Source organism: Sphingobium sp. TomTYG73 (assembly GCF_055394245.1).
In genome coordinates, this window is the sequence record NZ_AP027339.1 from 455,325 (window position 1) to 470,291 (window position 14,967).

Here is a 14,967-nt window from a genome sequence, read left to right on the forward strand (position 1 = left end):
GAGTGGATGGTCCTTAAGGGCCGGGATTTCACAATAATTTGATGAGCGTCATGCTAGCGGAAGCTGGCATCTCAGGTCTTTACGTGCGGTCTCGTCCCACGAAATCCCAGCCTGCGCTGGGATGACGAAGTGGGCGCTACTAACGACGGAGTTGGATGCCTTGGCCGCGCCGAAAATATGGCGCGTCAGCCGCGCCGCCAGCGGCCCGTTTCCATCCAGGCGAGCAGGCGCTTCAGCGGCAGGACCCAGATCCAGATGATGCCGAGGAAGACATAAACCGGCACCTGCACGATCATCGGCAGGCTACCGATGAGCCCCGACAGGCTGCCGACGAGGACTGCCCAAAGCGTGATGAGCCCGACGATGGCGAGCATGCCGACGGGCTTGCGCCAGCTGGGTTCGTAGGGTGCAGGCTGGCGGTTCACGCGTCGGGTCCTTCGATCAATTCGACTTCGGTGAGGATGATGTGGAGCGGCAGGTCCCACGGGTCGGCAGGCAGGGCGTCCTGTTCCTGCACCGACCAGGCGAGGCCGATCCGCAGCGCATCGGGGTAGCGGGCGAAGGCGCGGTCATAATAGCCGCCGCCCTGGCCCAGCCGGTTCATCGCACGGTCGAAGCCGAGCAGCGGGGCGATGATGACATCCGGCGCGACGGGCGGGCCGCTGGGTTCGGGATGGTGCGTGCCGTAGAGGCCGGGATGAAGCTGATCCTCGGGCGTCCAGGCGAGGAATTCCATGCTGCCGAGCCGGTCGATGACGCGGGGGAGGGCGAGGGTCTTGCCCAGACTTGCGAGTTGCGGGGCGAGGCGCTGGGCGGGCGCTTCGTCGTCCAGGCCCATGTAGAGCGCAACCGTCTGCACATTATCCAGCCTGCGGGCGAGCGGCGAGGGGAGCGCCTTGAAGGCGAGCCGGTGCGCCAGCGGATCGAGCGATTGCACGAAGGCGCGGCGGTGTGTCCGGGCGAGGGTGCGCAGGGCGGTCTTGTCGAGGTCTTCGCTCATGGGGCCGCGTTTAGACCCGCAGGAGGGGGCTGGAAACCGGTTTCTCGACCGCGCTCGAAACGAACGGAGCTTAGGGAACGAGGAGGGTGACGGGACCGCCTTGGCCGTTTGCTGGAATATCCTCTGACGCCTCAACGTCAGGTGGGGACCATGTAGATCGGGCCTGGACCCGCCCAGGGACAGCCCCCTTGGATGTGATTATCGCCTCAGGGATGTTCGCTAAAGCTCGTACGAGGCAGTACCCGTCGTCCCTTATCTAGGCGTCCGGCAGCGGTGCGGCAAGCCTGTCGCTCAGCTTTTCTATCCGGGCAGCGAGCGCCTCGATCGCGCGGGCAGCCGCGTCATCGTCGTCATCAAGAGCGAGGCTCTGCTGGCGGCCGATCGCTTCCCGCTTCAGGTCGTTGAGTTCATCGGCGAGGAAGAGCGCCGCGAACAGCAGGGTGCGCACTTCGGTAAGGCCCGGCGTGTTCTGCTGCGCAAGGCGCGCCTTGCGTTCGATCAGGCTGGCGAGATGGGCAAGATGGGCTTCCTCACCATCGCGGCATCGGATCGCATAATGACGCCCGGCGATCTGAAGGTTCGTTTCAGCCACGCGAATCCCCTTTAAGATCGGCGATCAGTTCATCGAGCGAGCGGAGCGCCGCGCGCGCGGCGGCCGGGTCCATGCCGGGGGAGACGGAAGAGGCCGGACCCGCCACCGCGAGATCCTGCACATCCTGTTCCAGCCGACTTACCGCGCGCTCCAATGCGCCGATAGCCTGCATCATGCGATCGCTTGCCATGACCCACGCATAAACAAAGTTTTCGCCTTGCAAAAGCCGTGATTGGACGGCTTGGCGTGTCCCGAGGTCCTGCCACGGTTGACGCTTTGGGTGCAACGCGACAAAGGGGACCGGATTTCGATTCGTCGGCTCAGCAGGGGGCCGCTTAGTCAAGCAGGAAAGAAGCCAGCCTAGATGACCGTATCCGAAAAGTCGCTCGCCAGCGCCATCCGGGCGCTTTCCATGGACGCAGTGCAGGCGGCGAACAGCGGCCATCCGGGCATGCCGATGGGCATGGCGGACGTCGCAACGGTGCTGTTCAAGGACTATATCAAGTTCGATCCGACCCAGCCCAAATGGGCCGACCGCGACCGCTTCGTGCTGTCGGCGGGCCATGGATCGATGCTGATCTACTCGCTGCTGCACCTCACTGGCTATGCGCGTCCGACGATGGAGGACATTCGCAATTTCCGTCAGTTGGGCAGCCCGTGCGCGGGGCATCCCGAGAATTTCGAGTTGGCGGGCGTTGAGGCGACCACCGGGCCGCTGGGTTCGGGCCTGGCCACCGCAGTCGGCATGGCGATTGCTGAGCGGCACCTCAATGCGCAGTTCGGCGACGATCTGGTCGATCACCGCACTTGGGTGATCGCGGGCGACGGGTGCCTGATGGAAGGCATCAACCATGAGGCGATCGGCCTTGCAGGGCATCTGAACCTGAGCCGTCTGATCGTGCTATGGGACGATAACAAGATCACCATCGACGGCGCGGTGGACCTGTCGAGCAGCGAGGATGTGCGGGCGCGCTATGTCGCAACCGGCTGGCATGTCGTGTCCTGCGACGGCCATGACGTCGCCGATGTGCGCCGCGCCATCGACGAGGCTCTGGCTGATCCGCGCCCGTCGCTGGTCGCCTGCGCCACAAAGATCGGCTATGGCGCGCCGAACAAGGCAGGCACGTCGGGCGTTCACGGTTCGGCACTCGGTGAAGCGGAAGTCGCGGCGGCCCGCGAGTTTCTGGGCTGGACGACCGAGCCCTTCGTCATCCCTGACGATATTGCCGCCGAGTGGCGTCGCATTGGTTTGCAAGGTGCCGAAGTGCGCGCGGCCTGGGAAGGCCGTCTGGCTGACAATGGCCAGAAGGTGGAATTTGAACGCCGGATGGCAGGCGAACTGCCCGCCGACTTCTCGCTCAATAGCTATATCGACACGTTGATCGCCAATCCGCAGAAGGTCGCGACCCGCCGGGCAAGCGAGCTGGCGCTGGGCGCGATCAATGATCTGCTGCCCGAGACGCTGGGTGGTTCGGCGGATTTGACCGGGTCGAACAACACCAAGACCAAGTCGACGGGGCCGCTGACGAAGGACGACTATTCCGGCCGCTATGTCTATTACGGCATTCGCGAGTTCGGCATGGCCTGTGCGATGAACGGCATGGCGCTGCATGGCGGCGTCATTCCCTATGGCGGCACTTTCCTTGTCTTCTCCGACTATATGCGTGGCGGCATCCGTCTGGCCGCGCTTCAGGAGCAGCGCGTTATCCATGTGCTGACCCATGACTCCATTGGCCTTGGCGAGGATGGTCCGACCCACCAGCCGATCGAACATGTCATGACGCTGCGCATGATCCCCAATCTGGATGTCTATCGCCCGGCGGACATTGTCGAGACGGCGGAATGCTGGGAATTGGCGCTGAAGGACCAACAGGGTCCTTCGGTACTGGCGCTGACCCGCCAGAACCTGCCGCAACTGCGGACGGAAAAGAGCGAAAATCTGTCGGCGAAGGGCGCCTATCGTCTGCGCGCCGCGACCGGCAGCCGCAAGGTGGTGCTGATCGCTACCGGTTCCGAGGTTGAGATCGCCGTTGCGACCGCCGACCTGCTGGAAGCGCAGGGCATTGGCGCGGACGTCGTGTCCATGCCGAGCTGGGCGCATTTCGATGCGCAGCCGCAGGCGTATAAGGATGATCTCCTTCCGCACCATGTGCTGCGTTGCTCGATTGAGGCAGGGACGACCTTTGGCTGGGAACGCTATGTCGGCATCGCGGGCCTGCGGTTCGGCATTGACACATTCGGCGCTTCGGCTCCAGCAGACGCGCTTTACGACCATTTCGGCCTGACGGCCGCCAAGATCGCGCCGCAGGTTGCGGCCGCTCTCGATCATTGAGAATAATTTACCAATCAGGAGGCTAGTGCAGTGGCAACGAAGGTAGCAATCAACGGTTTCGGACGTATCGGCCGCCTGGTGGCGCGCGCCATATTGTCGCGCACCGACCATGATCTGGAACTGGTCAGCATCAACGATCTGGGCGATGCGAAGGCGAACGCCCTGCTGTTCAAGCGGGACTCGGTTCATGGCAACTGGGCTGGCGACGTCAGTGTCGATGGCGACGCGCTGATCATCAACGGCAAGCGCATTGCCGTCACCGCCGAGCGCGACCCCGCCAAGCTGCCGCACGCGGCGCAGGGTGTCGAAATCGCCCTGGAATGCACCGGCATCTTCGCGTCCAAGGAAAAGGCGAGCGCGCATCTGACCGCTGGTGCCAAGCGTGTCATCATTTCCGCCCCCGCGACCGGCGTCGACAAGACCATCGTGTTCGGCGTGAACCACGATGCGCTGGGTGCTGACGATATCGTCATTTCGAACGCCAGCTGCACCACCAACTGCCTGGCGCCGCTCGCCAAGGTCCTGCACGACGCCATCGGCATCGAAAAGGGCTTCATGACGACGATCCACAGCTATACCAATGACCAGAACACGCTGGATCAGCTGCACAGCGACATGCGCCGCGCCCGCGCCGCTGCACTGTCGATGATCCCGACCACCACGGGCGCTGCTCGTGCAGTGGGTGAAGTTCTGCCTGAGCTGAAGGGCAAGCTGGACGGTTCGTCGGTGCGCGTGCCGACCCCGAACGTCTCCGTCGTGGACCTGAAGTTCATCGCCAAGCGTGGGACGACCAAGGATGAAGTGAACGAACTGCTGAAGGCTGCTTCGGAAGCTGGTCCGCTGAAGGGCGTGCTGGGCTATTCGGACGAGCCGCTGGTGTCGATCGACTATAATGGCGATGCGCGCAGCTCGACTGTCGACAGCCTGGAAACCGCCGTTATCGACGGTAATCTGGTGCGCGTGCTCAGCTGGTACGACAATGAATGGGGCTTCTCGAACCGCATGATCGACACAACGGGTGTCGTGGCGAAGTTCCTCTAAGACCCGCATGCCCCGCCGGACCATCCGGCGGGGTTTTCATTCACTGACCCAATCAGCGCGCGACAGGGACCCATCATGGCAAAGCCGTTCAAGACACTCGACGACATGGGGGACATCACCGGCAAGGTGGTGCTGGTGCGTGAGGATCTGAACGTGCCGATGCAGGACGGATCGGTGAGTGATGACACCCGCCTGCGGGCGGCGATGCCGACGATTCTGGAACTGGCGGATCGCGGCGCGAAGGTATTGATCCTGGCGCATTTCGGACGGCCCAAGGGTCAAAAGAACCCCGAATATTCGCTCTCCAAAATTACCCGTCCGCTGACACAAGTGCTGGGCCGCGATGTGCAGTTCATTCCCGATTGCTGCGGCGAAGCAGCGGTCGATGGCATCGCCGTGATGCGTCCCGGCGACATTTCCATCCTGGAAAATACCCGCTTCCACCCCGGCGAGGAAAAAAATGATCCGGCGCTGGCGGAAGCCATGGCCGCAATCGGCGACCTTTATGTAAACGACGCTTTCTCTGCCGCGCATCGCGCCCATGCCTCGACCGAAGGGCTGGCGCACAAGCTGCCTGCCTTTGCGGGCCGTTCCATGGAAAAGGAACTGGACGCGCTGCAGGCTGCGCTGGGCGAGCCGGTAAAACCTGTCGCGGCGGTCGTCGGCGGGGCCAAGGTTTCGACCAAGCTCGATGTGCTGAACAACCTCGTCGCCAAGGTCGATCATCTGATCATCGGCGGCGGCATGGCCAACACCTTCCTCCACGCGCGTGGCGTCGATGTCGGCAAGTCGCTGTGCGAGAAGGATCTTGCCGAGACAGCCGAGGCGATCTTCGACAAGGCGGAAGCCGCCGGTTGCACAATCCACCTGCCCTATGACGTGGTGGTGGCGAAGGAGTTTGCGGCGAATCCTCCCTCAGTCCGCACATGCAACGTGCATGAAGTCGCGGCGGACGAGATGATCCTGGACGTCGGCCCAGCCGCTGTCGAGGCGCTGGGTGACGCACTCAAAAATTGCCGCACGCTAGTATGGAATGGCCCGCTGGGCGCGTTCGAAATCGCGCCGTTCGACAAGGCTACCGTGGCGCTCGCCAAGACGGCGGCGGCGCTGACCAAGGAAGGCGGCTTGACGTCCGTGGCCGGCGGCGGCGACACCGTCGCGGCGCTCAACCATGCGGGCGTGGCGAGCGACTTTACGTTCGTCTCCACGGCAGGGGGCGCTTTCCTCGAATGGATGGAAGGCAAGGACCTGCCGGGCGTCAGCGCATTGATGGTGTGAACTTGTGGCCGTCATCCCCAAAAATGGCGACCTTTTTCAAATTTCGAAGCCGCCGATGGGCGGCGCAAACCCAACAGAGAAGGTATGTGCAGATGCTGGATCAGGATATGATGAACAAGATTGCGGGCGGCAACGGCTTTATTGCCGCGCTCGACCAGAGCGGTGGATCGACGCCCAAGGCGCTCAAAGGCTATGGCATCGAAGACGGTGCCTGGAACAATGATGAGGAAATGTTCGGCCTCATCCACGACATGCGCAGCCGCATCATCACCTCGCCCTGCTTCAGCGGCGAAAAGGTGATCGGCGCGATCCTGTTCGAGCGGACGATGGATGGCCAGGCGGGTGGCAAGTCCGTGCCGCAGGCGCTGATCGAGCGTGGCGTGGTGCCTTTCATCAAGATCGACAAGGGCCTGGAAGACGAGGCGAACGGCGTTCAGATGATGAAGCCGATGCCGGAACTCGACGCGCTGCTGAAGCGGGCCAAGTCGCTCGGCGTGTTCGGCACCAAGGAGCGTTCGGTTATCAACCTCGCCAACCGCGAGGGCATTGCCGCGATCGTCAAACAGCAGTTCGAGGTAGGCGCGCAGGTTCTCGCCGCCGGCCTGATGCCGATGCTGGAGCCCGAGATCAACATCAAGAGCCCCGAACGCGCCGACGCCGACCAGATTCTGCTTGAGGAATTGCTCAAGGGCCTGGACGCGCTGCCGGAAGGCCAGAAGGTGATGCTGAAGCTGTCGCTCCCGGCAAAGGCTGGCCTGTTCGACGCGCTGGTCGACCATCCCAAGGTGCTGCGCGTCGTCGCGCTGTCGGGCGGCTTCTCGCGCGCCGAGGCTTGCGCCGAACTGGCGAAGAATCGCGGCATCATCGCCAGCTTCAGCCGCGCGCTGCTGAACGACCTGCGCCACCAGATGAGCGAGGATGAGTTCAACGGGTCGCTGGGTCAGGCGATCGACGAAATCTACACCGCTTCGACCAAGAAGGCGGCGTGATGTGAGATGAGGGCTGCTGGCGATATGCGCCGGGCAGCCCTCATTCGCGACACTACCGAAGGATGGGCCACCCACCCAAGAGGACACAGAGCAGCGAGGGCTGTAGCGGAGAGCGTCTGCCCATAGTTTTGGCGATGCGCCGCCTGTTTTTGGAGGTGGCCGGAGATGACCTCGATGCATCAAGTCGGGTCATTTGAGGTACGGCGCTTTGAAATAGCGGCCTCGTTGCCCTGTCCGCCATGGACGCGGATATAGGCGGAAAGGTTCGGGATGAGGTGGGGGGCTGTCATCCTCACCTCCCGCAGGTGCTCAAACGAGGCATGTGGCTCGTTTGACGGGCGGGCGTTAGGTCAGCGCGATGTGTCAGGGCTAACACAGAAGTTCGCTACGTTCGCGCCCGCCTCTACCCCCTCCCGCGCCGGAGTTGAATGTCTTGATTGGTTAGTCACGATGGAGCGTTAGTCGTTCTAAACAATCGAGCAGCAGACGAATTTCCTCGCGGGTTCCTACCGTAATGCGGAGATAGTTGCTGATGCGAGGCAAATTGAAATGCCGCACAAGTATAGCCGCTTCGCGGAGCCGCCCCGCGAGCGTAGCTCCATCGTGCCGGGGATGGCATGCTAATATACAATTGGCGGCCGATGGCAGCACCTCAAATCCGAGCGCTTCGAGGCCATCGACCATTACATTGCGCGCCTGCATGATTTGCTTTCGGCAGAGTTGGAAATAGGCTTCGTCGCGCAGCGAGGCGATGGCGCCGACTTGAGCCAAACGATCGATCGGGTATGAGTTAAAGCTATCCTTCACTCGCACAAGCGCATCGATCAAGGCGCGATCGCCAACCGCATAGCCGACACGAAGCCCAGCCAGTCCACGCGACTTGGACATGGTGCGAACGACCAAAAGATTAGGATGATCGGCGATGAGCGGGATCGCCGTCTCTCCGCCAAAATCGACATAGGCCTCGTCAATAACCACCGGCACGTTCGGATGTCGTTCCAGGAGACGAGCAATCTCCGCAAGGCTGACGGCGATGCCCGTAGGCGCGTTAGGATTGGGGAATATGATCCCGCCGTTGCCGGAGCGATACTCATCAACGCGCAGGTGGAATTTCACGTCCAGCGGCACCGTCTCATACTCGATCCCGTACAGGCGACAGTAGACGGGATAGAAGCTGTAAGTGATGTCCGGGAACAATATCGGCGCATCATGCTTGAGCAAGCCAGCAAAGGTGTGGGCCAGCACCTCATCAGAGCCATTGCCTACAAAAACCTGGTCACCATCCACATCATGATAGGCGGCAATCGCATCCCGCAAGGCTGATGATTGAGGGTCAGGATACAATCTGAGGGCAGAGGTTGCTTCTTGCCTGATCGCCGTCAGTAAAGAAGGGGCCGGTCCCATTGGCAATTCATTAGTGTTAAGCTTCACCAAGCCCGGAATAGGAGGCTGCTCTCCCGGCACATACGGCTGGAGATCGTGAACAAACTGGCTCCAAAAATGGCTCATCGCAATGGTGCTAATAGCGAAGGGCTCTTAACTCAATCCGTAGGTTGAGCGCGATCTGAATGACAGGCTCTCCGAAGCAGAATTCCCGGTAGACGGCTTTTGATGGTCTATCGCTGGGCAGTTTCTCGGCCTTGAATTGGAACAGCGGCTTATCGGCATGGACCGCGACTGACGGCCCGGGAGCAGCGACGCGGGGTGGTAAACGGAAGTTCCGAAACCAAGCGCCAAATCGAGATCATGACCGTCTTAGCGATGGCAGATGATTGCGATCATCTGGTGACGCCCTATGATCTGGCAAATCGGGAGGTGTCACATGGAAGCTCAATGTCAATGCGGCCAACTGAAAGTTGAATTTCCAGGCCCCAGCCCTGCGATCGTTGCATGCCACTGCATCGATTGTCAGCGACGGTCAGGCTCTCCCTTTGGGGCTGCCGTTTATTATCCCGCCGAAATGCTCAAGATCAGCGGGATCTCGAAACAGTATGCTCGCCAGACGGCGGCTGGAGGCCAATTTCGAACCTACTTCTGCCCTCACTGCGGTTCGACAGTGCATATGGACGGCGACAAAAATGCAGGCATGGTAGGCATACCCGTGGGAGCCATCGCCGATCCCAACTTTCCACCACCAGTACGCTCCGTTTGGGAGCAAACGATGCACAAATGGGTCAAAATCGAAACCGCGAGCGATCACTATCTTCAAGGCCGATTGTAAGCGCCGTATGCGAAGTGGCGTAACTAACTCACCAGCACCGTTTCATGCGACTGGCATTGAGAACTCAAATACCCACTTGATCGGCTAAAAATGGTCGGCGTCCGACCGTCTGCTTATCCCGGACGGTCGCCAATCTAGCGTCTTCCGACATCCGGATAGTGGCGACCCTGCCAGTGGCGATACTCCCATCCCGAGTAGTGGTTCCCAATCATGGCAGGACAAGTCGGCCGGGCCTGAACGCAGTTCCATTCTTTTCCTTGGGCGGCGAAACGCGCTAAGGGCTGCGCATGACCGACTTTACCGATGAAGAGCTGGCGCTCGATCCGCATTTTGCCGACCAGTTCGACAAGGGCTTCCGCCCGGCCTGCCAGCTTTACCTCATATCGCCGCCCGCGATCGACGAGGGTTTCGGGGCGCAGTTGGCCGAGGCTCTGGATGGCGGCAAGGTTGCGGCTTTCCAGTTGCGGCTGAAGGACCTGGACGAGGACGCGATCGCCCTAGCGGCCGAGCCGTTGCAGAAGCTGTGCGCGGAGCGGGAGGTCGCCTTTATTATCAACGACAGCGTAGCGCTGGCCAAGCGGCTGGGCGCGGATGGCGTGCATTTGGGGCAGGGGGATGGCGACCCGCGAGAGGCGCGCAAGATATTGGGGCCGAAGGTGCAGATTGGCGTGACCTGCCATGACAGCCGTCACCTTGCGATGGAAGCGGGTGAGGCGGGGGCGGACTATGTCGCGTTCGGGGCCTTCTATCCCACGACGACCAAGGAAACGCATCACCGGCCGGAGCCGTCGATCCTTGGCTGGTGGACGACCCTGTTCGAGCTGCCTTGCGTGGCGATCGGGGGGATTACGGCGGATAATGCCGCGCCGCTGGTCGAGGCGGGTGCGGACTTTCTGGCGGTGAGCAGCGCGGTGTGGGCGCATCCGGACGGGCCGCGCGCGGGCGTTGCGGCATTTTCGGCTGTGCTGGGAGGGGCTTAGAGAAGCGTGGCTTTATGGATCAGCGCCACTTCCTGATGCCGTTCGCCCGAACGGACGTAGTGATTTAGATCGAACATATTGTGCTCTAAATAGGTCTCGCCGGATGCTAGTTAATGGCGGGAGGCAGCTTTCCTGAGCTTTGCGCGTTCCTCTTCCCGAATAACGGGAGAGTATCGCCTTGAAGACATATCTGCTCGCGCTCACGCTGCTCTGCTCGGCTTGCAAGGTTGCCGTCACCGACGCCAATGAAAGCGGGACAACGGTTCCCGGGGATCAGAAGGAGGCAGCGCAGGGCGCGGCGGTTAAGCCGGTCGGCGATCCTTATGCCTTCTCCATAGTGCCCGAGCCGGGCGGTGCGCCTGCTCGCGCGGACTCCATCTTGCAGGCGCAGGTGGCGCTTGACCGGGCGGGATTTTCTCCTGGCGTGCTGGACGGGAAGGAGGGCATGTCCTTCACCGCCGCACTAACGGGTTTTCAGGCTGCTAAGGGGCTGCCGGAGACCGGCAAATATGATGAGGCGACTGCGAAGGCGCTGCTGGGCGACAAGCCACCGCCAGCGACATGGCTGGTGACGATCCCTGAGGGCTTTGCCCGTGGTCCGTTCACTACAATCCCCAAGGAATATGCTGATCAGGCGAAGCTGCCTGCGCTTGGCTATCGCAATTTGATCGAGAAGCTGGCCGAGCGGTTCCATACCAAGCCCGAAGTGCTGGTGGCGTTGAATGCGCCCAATACAAAGCTTGGGCCGGGGGCTACGGTGCGAGTGCCAGCCGTGGGCAATCAGCCGGTGGCGCAGATTGAGGGCGATGAGCGCGGCTGGGGCAATACGCTAGCCAGCCTGGCGGTCGCCAAGGATCAGCCGCAGGCCGATCATATCGTGGTCGACAAGTCCGAAGGCGTGCTGCGCGTTTTTGACAAGGCCAACAAGCTGATCGCGCAATTCCCGGCGACCATGGGATCGGAACATGATCCGCTGCCGCTTGGCAATTGGGAGATCAAGGGCATCAGCCGGAATCCCGATTTCCATTATAATCCCGACCTGTTCTGGGATGCCGATGCCAAGGATGAGAAGGCGGTGTTGAAGCGGGGGCCTAATGGTCCGGTGGGCGTCGTTTGGATTGATCTGTCCAAGCAGCATTATGGTATTCATGGCACGCCTGAACCGCAGACCATCGGGCGCACCGAAAGCCATGGCTGCATCCGCCTGACCAACTGGGATGCAGCAAGGCTGGCGCAGATGGTGAAGAGCGGGGTCAAGGCGGTATTCCAGGCATGAGGAGGCCAGGGCGGCGAGGATGGGTGGGAATCATAGTCGCCGTCCTGCTGCTGCTCCTGTTCCTGAAAATGTGCGTGCGGATCGTTCCGGGTGGCCCGGAAAGGACGGCTTTGCCGCCTCAGCGTCCGGCTGCGGCGGAGGCTGGGTCGCTGTTGATCCCGGTAGAGGGTGTTCCACCGACCGCGTTGACCGACACTTTCACGCAGGCGAGGGCAGGCGGCGCGCGGCCGCATGATGCGATCGACATCATGGCGGCGCGGGGGCGGGCTGTGCTGGCGGCTGCGGACGGGCGTATCGAGAAGCTGTTCTCGAGCGCGGATGGCGGACTCACCATCTATGAGCGATCGCCCGACGGTCGGCGCATCTATTATTATGCGCATCTGGATCGCTATGCCGCAGGACTGGCGGAGGGGCAGAGCGTGCGGCGGGGCCAGAAGATCGCCACGGTCGGCAGCACCGGCAATGCCGATCCGGCAGCGCCGCATCTGCATTTTGCCGTGAACGAGATTGCGCCGGGCGAGCCATGGTACGGGGGCCGAGCGATCAATCCCTACCCCTTGCTGGCGCGGCCGATCCGATGAGCCTACTTGCCCTTCGCGGCGGCACGATGTAGAGGCGCGCCCAGCCTTTTAAACAGGTCGGCTCTTTTCACCTTCAGACATATAGGCAGGCTCTTCCCATGAAGATCAGCGGCGTCGAGATTCGTCCCGGCAACAATATCGAATATGACGGAAGCCTGTGGCGGGCCGTCAAGATCCAGCACACGCAGCCCGGCAAGGGCGGCGCCTATATGCAGGTGGAACTCAAAAACCTGATCGACGGACGCAAGAATAACGTCCGCTTCCGATCGGCCGAGACGGTTGAGCGCATCCGGCTCGACACCAAGGATTTCCAGTATCTCTATGCCGAGGGCGACATGCTCGTCTTCATGGATACAGAGACCTATGAGCAGATCAACTTGCCGCAGGATCTGGTGGGTGAGGCGTCTGCCTTCCTGCAGGATGGCATGATGGTTATGCTGGAAATGTATGAGGAACGTCCGATTTCCGTGCAGCTACCCGAAACGGTCGAAGCGACCGTGGTCGAGGCCGACGCCGTGGTGAAGGGGCAGACGGCTTCGGCGAGCTACAAGCCCGCGATCCTGGACAATGGCGTGCGCGTCATGGTGCCGCCGCATATCGTTACCGGAACACGCATCATCGTCGATGTGTATGAGCGGGAATATGTGAAGCGGGCGGAATGAACTGCTAATTGTTCCCTCCCGCAGGCGGGAGGGATTAGGGGTGGGCGCGAGCGTCAGCGAGCCCTTGCCTCATTCAAAGCGTTGCATGCGATTGCTGCGCAATCGTGCCCACCCCCGGCCCCTCCCGCTTGCGGGAGGGGGGAGATTGAGTAAATGGTATCCCATTCCGGCCTTCTCACCGTCATGGAACGCGCCGCGCGCAAGGCTGGCGCGAAGCTGCGTCGTGACTTTGGTGAAGTCGAGCATCTGCAAGTGTCGCGCAAGGGACCGGCGGACTTTGTGTCCAAGGCCGATCAGCAAGCCGAGCGCACTTTGGTCGAAGAGCTGCAAAAAGCACGGCCGGACTGGGGCTTCCTGCTGGAAGAGGGCGGGGTGATCGAGGGTGATCCCAGCAAGCCGCGCTGGATCATCGATCCGCTCGACGGCACCAGCAACTTCCTCCACGGCATCCCGCATTTCGCGATCTCCATCGCCGTCGAAGAGCCGCTTTATGGCGGCAACAAGCGGGAAGTGACGACCGGCCTTATCTACCAGCCGGCGACTGACGAAAGCTATTGGGCGGAAAAAAGCCGGGGCGCGTGGCGGCATGACCAGCGTTTGCGGGTATCGGCCCGCCGCGACCTGGGCGACTGCCTGATCGCGACCGGCATTCCCTTCATGGGCCATGGCGACATGGCGCAGTGGACTCGCATCTTCGGCGCGGTCGCGCCCTCCGTCGCGGGGATTCGTCGCTTCGGTGCGGCTTCGCTCGATTTGGCGCATGTGGCGTCCGGTCGTTATGACGGTTTCTGGGAAAGCGGGCTTCAGCCCTGGGACGTCGCGGCCGGATTGCTGCTGGTACGTGAGGCGGGCGGGTTCGCCACCGATTTCAGAGGCGGCGATCAGCCGATCGAGCGCCGCGAAGTGATCGCGGGCAATGATGCCATCCACAGCAAATTGCACAAGCTTGTAGCGGGCGCGCTGCGCTGAGGCAGGCATTTGTTTCTGCGTAAGAGAAGCAGACTGTTGCGAATCATTCTCATGCCTCGGGGCCTTGCTTCGCTTATGCGGCAGGCCTAAAGCGCGCCCATAGTCATTTTCGCCCAGGGGATTCCGTTGGTCGATCTAGCCCAATATCTGCCGATCCTTATCTTTCTCGGGATCGCGTTGCTGCTTTCCGGGGCATTCGTGTTCCTGCCGATGCTTGTCGGCCGCCTGACCGGCGCGCATCAGCCCGATCCGGCGAAGCTGTCGGAATATGAGTGCGGTTTTCCAGCGTTCGAAGAACCGCGCAGTCAGTTCGACGTGCGCTTCTACCTGGTCGCGATCCTCTTCATCATCTTCGATCTGGAAGCCGCCTTCCTCTATCCCTGGGCGGTCAGCCTGGATCAGATCGGCTGGGCCGGCTGGGCGACGATGATGATCTTCATAGCGGAGCTGGTGCTGGGCCTCGTTTATGCGTGGAAGAAGGGAGCCCTAGATTGGGAGTAGAACTGACCAGTCCCGCGCCCGGCACGATGTTGCCCGCGGGGACGCAGCCCGACCAGAATTTCTTCAACGCACTGAACAGTGAGGTCAGTGACAAGGGGTTCCTCGTCACGTCGACCGAAGAGCTGTTCCAATGGGCTCGCACGGGTTCGCTGTGGTGGATGACCTTTGGCCTTGCCTGCTGCGCGGTGGAGATGATCCACGTCAACATGCCACGTTATGACATGGAGCGTTTCGGGGCTGCGCCGCGCGCCTCACCGCGCCAGTCGGACGTGATGATCGTCGCGGGAACGCTGTGTAACAAGATGGCTCCGGCGTTGCGCAAGGTTTACGACCAGATGTCCAATCCGAAATATGTGATTTCGATGGGCAGCTGCGCGAACGGCGGCGGCTATTATCATTACAGTTATTCGGTCGTGCGCGGCTGTGACCGGATCGTGCCGGTCGACATCTATGTGCCGGGCTGTCCGCCGACTGCCGAAGCGCTGCTTTATGGCGTGATGCAGTTGCAGCGGAAGATCCGCCGCATCGGGACGATTGAGCGCTGA

General features: G+C 61.7%; 17 protein-coding genes and 1 other RNA gene. 12 read left to right on the forward strand and 6 right to left on the reverse strand.

Annotation, left to right across the window (positions count from 1 at the left end):
• Nucleotides 1–185: 185 nt before the first annotated feature.
• The 5 genes from ACZ5TH_RS02440 to ACZ5TH_RS02460 form a co-directional block, all read right to left on the reverse strand.
• Nucleotides 186–374 (reverse strand): DUF2842 domain-containing protein, encoded by a 189-nt coding sequence (locus ACZ5TH_RS02440; protein ID WP_464795039.1) that lies wholly within the window; start codon nt 372–374, stop codon nt 186–188.
• Nucleotides 375–421: 47 nt separating this feature from the next.
• The gene (locus ACZ5TH_RS02445; RefSeq protein ID WP_464794482.1) at nt 422–1,000 is read right to left on the reverse strand and encodes a 5-formyltetrahydrofolate cyclo-ligase; all 579 of its coding nucleotides are present in this window, start codon (nt 998–1,000) and stop codon (nt 422–424) included.
• A gap of 88 nt (nt 1,001–1,088) precedes the next feature.
• Nucleotides 1,089–1,245, reverse strand: a non-coding RNA gene (gene ssrS / locus ACZ5TH_RS02450) — 6S RNA.
• Nucleotides 1,246–1,256: 11 nt separating this feature from the next.
• The gene (locus tag ACZ5TH_RS02455; RefSeq protein ID WP_464794483.1) at nt 1,257–1,592 is read right to left on the reverse strand and encodes a cell division protein ZapA; all 336 of its coding nucleotides are present in this window, start codon (nt 1,590–1,592) and stop codon (nt 1,257–1,259) included.
• On the reverse strand, nt 1,585–1,782 hold the full coding sequence (locus ACZ5TH_RS02460; protein WP_464794484.1) for a hypothetical protein: 198 nt from the start codon (nt 1,780–1,782) through the stop codon (nt 1,585–1,587). The genes ACZ5TH_RS02455 and ACZ5TH_RS02460 overlap by 8 nt, the downstream gene beginning before the upstream one ends.
• A 174-nt stretch (nt 1,783–1,956) precedes the next feature.
• Here ACZ5TH_RS02460 and tkt point away from each other — a divergent pair, with 174 nt between their 5' ends.
• From tkt to ACZ5TH_RS02480, 4 genes are all read left to right on the forward strand, one after another.
• Complete coding sequence (gene tkt, locus ACZ5TH_RS02465; RefSeq protein WP_464794485.1) at nt 1,957–3,924, forward strand: transketolase; 1,968 nt, start codon at nt 1,957–1,959, stop codon at nt 3,922–3,924.
• Between the two features lie 30 nt (nt 3,925–3,954).
• Nucleotides 3,955–4,965, forward strand: coding sequence for a type I glyceraldehyde-3-phosphate dehydrogenase (gap, locus tag ACZ5TH_RS02470; RefSeq protein WP_464794486.1), 1,011 nt, complete (start codon nt 3,955–3,957; stop codon nt 4,963–4,965).
• Between the two features lie 75 nt (nt 4,966–5,040).
• A complete protein-coding gene (locus ACZ5TH_RS02475; protein WP_464794487.1) occupies nt 5,041–6,243 on the forward strand; it encodes a phosphoglycerate kinase in 1,203 nt (400 codons plus the stop codon).
• 92 nt (nt 6,244–6,335) lie between these two features.
• Entirely contained in the window at nt 6,336–7,232 is an 897-nt protein-coding gene (locus ACZ5TH_RS02480; RefSeq protein ID WP_464794488.1) for a fructose bisphosphate aldolase, read from the forward strand.
• Nucleotides 7,233–7,673: 441 nt separating this feature from the next.
• On the opposite strand, the gene hisC is transcribed toward ACZ5TH_RS02480, so the two are convergent.
• On the reverse strand, nt 7,674–8,741 hold the full coding sequence (gene hisC, locus ACZ5TH_RS02485; protein ID WP_464794489.1) for a histidinol-phosphate transaminase: 1,068 nt from the start codon (nt 8,739–8,741) through the stop codon (nt 7,674–7,676).
• Nucleotides 8,742–9,054: 313 nt separating this feature from the next.
• On the opposite strand from hisC, the gene ACZ5TH_RS02490 reads away from it, so the two are divergent.
• From ACZ5TH_RS02490 to ACZ5TH_RS02525, 8 genes are all read left to right on the forward strand, one after another.
• Complete coding sequence (locus tag ACZ5TH_RS02490; protein ID WP_464794490.1) at nt 9,055–9,453, forward strand: GFA family protein; 399 nt, start codon at nt 9,055–9,057, stop codon at nt 9,451–9,453.
• Nucleotides 9,454–9,740: 287 nt separating this feature from the next.
• A complete protein-coding gene (gene thiE / locus ACZ5TH_RS02495; protein ID WP_464794491.1) occupies nt 9,741–10,433 on the forward strand; it encodes a thiamine phosphate synthase in 693 nt (230 codons plus the stop codon).
• Between the two features lie 178 nt (nt 10,434–10,611).
• Nucleotides 10,612–11,709 (forward strand): L,D-transpeptidase family protein, encoded by a 1,098-nt coding sequence (locus ACZ5TH_RS02500; protein ID WP_464794492.1) that lies wholly within the window; start codon nt 10,612–10,614, stop codon nt 11,707–11,709.
• On the forward strand, nt 11,706–12,290 hold the full coding sequence (locus ACZ5TH_RS02505; RefSeq protein WP_464794493.1) for a M23 family metallopeptidase: 585 nt from the start codon (nt 11,706–11,708) through the stop codon (nt 12,288–12,290). Before ACZ5TH_RS02500 ends, ACZ5TH_RS02505 begins: the two co-directional genes overlap by 4 nt.
• 98 nt (nt 12,291–12,388) lie before the next feature.
• Nucleotides 12,389–12,952 (forward strand): elongation factor P, encoded by a 564-nt coding sequence (gene efp / locus ACZ5TH_RS02510; RefSeq protein ID WP_449471547.1) that lies wholly within the window; start codon nt 12,389–12,391, stop codon nt 12,950–12,952.
• 153 nt (nt 12,953–13,105) lie between these two features.
• Nucleotides 13,106–13,921, forward strand: a complete 816-nt coding sequence (locus ACZ5TH_RS02515; RefSeq protein WP_464794494.1) for an inositol monophosphatase family protein — start codon at nt 13,106–13,108, stop codon at nt 13,919–13,921.
• A 126-nt stretch (nt 13,922–14,047) separates the two neighbouring features.
• Nucleotides 14,048–14,422, forward strand: a complete 375-nt coding sequence (locus tag ACZ5TH_RS02520) for an NADH-quinone oxidoreductase subunit A (RefSeq protein ID WP_097091191.1) — start codon at nt 14,048–14,050, stop codon at nt 14,420–14,422.
• The gene (locus ACZ5TH_RS02525; RefSeq protein ID WP_380800685.1) at nt 14,413–14,967 is read left to right on the forward strand and encodes a NuoB/complex I 20 kDa subunit family protein; all 555 of its coding nucleotides are present in this window, start codon (nt 14,413–14,415) and stop codon (nt 14,965–14,967) included. Before ACZ5TH_RS02520 ends, ACZ5TH_RS02525 begins: the two co-directional genes overlap by 10 nt.

Coding starts and splice junctions, on each gene's coding strand:
- ACZ5TH_RS02440 (WP_464795039.1), bottom strand. CDS start 374: ATGCTCGCCATCGTCGGGCTCATCACGCTTTGGGCAGTCCTCGTCGGC.
- ACZ5TH_RS02445 (WP_464794482.1), bottom strand. CDS start 1,000: ATGAGCGAAGACCTCGACAAGACCGCCCTGCGCACCCTCGCCCGGACA.
- ACZ5TH_RS02460 (WP_464794484.1), bottom strand. CDS start 1,782: ATGGCAAGCGATCGCATGATGCAGGCTATCGGCGCATTGGAGCGCGCG.
- tkt (WP_464794485.1), top strand. CDS start 1,957: ATGACCGTATCCGAAAAGTCGCTCGCCAGCGCCATCCGGGCGCTTTCC.
- ACZ5TH_RS02475 (WP_464794487.1), top strand. CDS start 5,041: ATGGCAAAGCCGTTCAAGACACTCGACGACATGGGGGACATCACCGGC.
- ACZ5TH_RS02480 (WP_464794488.1), top strand. CDS start 6,336: ATGCTGGATCAGGATATGATGAACAAGATTGCGGGCGGCAACGGCTTT.
- hisC (WP_464794489.1), bottom strand. CDS start 8,741: ATGAGCCATTTTTGGAGCCAGTTTGTTCACGATCTCCAGCCGTATGTG.
- ACZ5TH_RS02490 (WP_464794490.1), top strand. CDS start 9,055: ATGGAAGCTCAATGTCAATGCGGCCAACTGAAAGTTGAATTTCCAGGC.
- thiE (WP_464794491.1), top strand. CDS start 9,741: ATGACCGACTTTACCGATGAAGAGCTGGCGCTCGATCCGCATTTTGCC.
- ACZ5TH_RS02505 (WP_464794493.1), top strand. CDS start 11,706: ATGAGGAGGCCAGGGCGGCGAGGATGGGTGGGAATCATAGTCGCCGTC.
- efp (WP_449471547.1), top strand. CDS start 12,389: ATGAAGATCAGCGGCGTCGAGATTCGTCCCGGCAACAATATCGAATAT.
- ACZ5TH_RS02515 (WP_464794494.1), top strand. CDS start 13,106: ATGGTATCCCATTCCGGCCTTCTCACCGTCATGGAACGCGCCGCGCGC.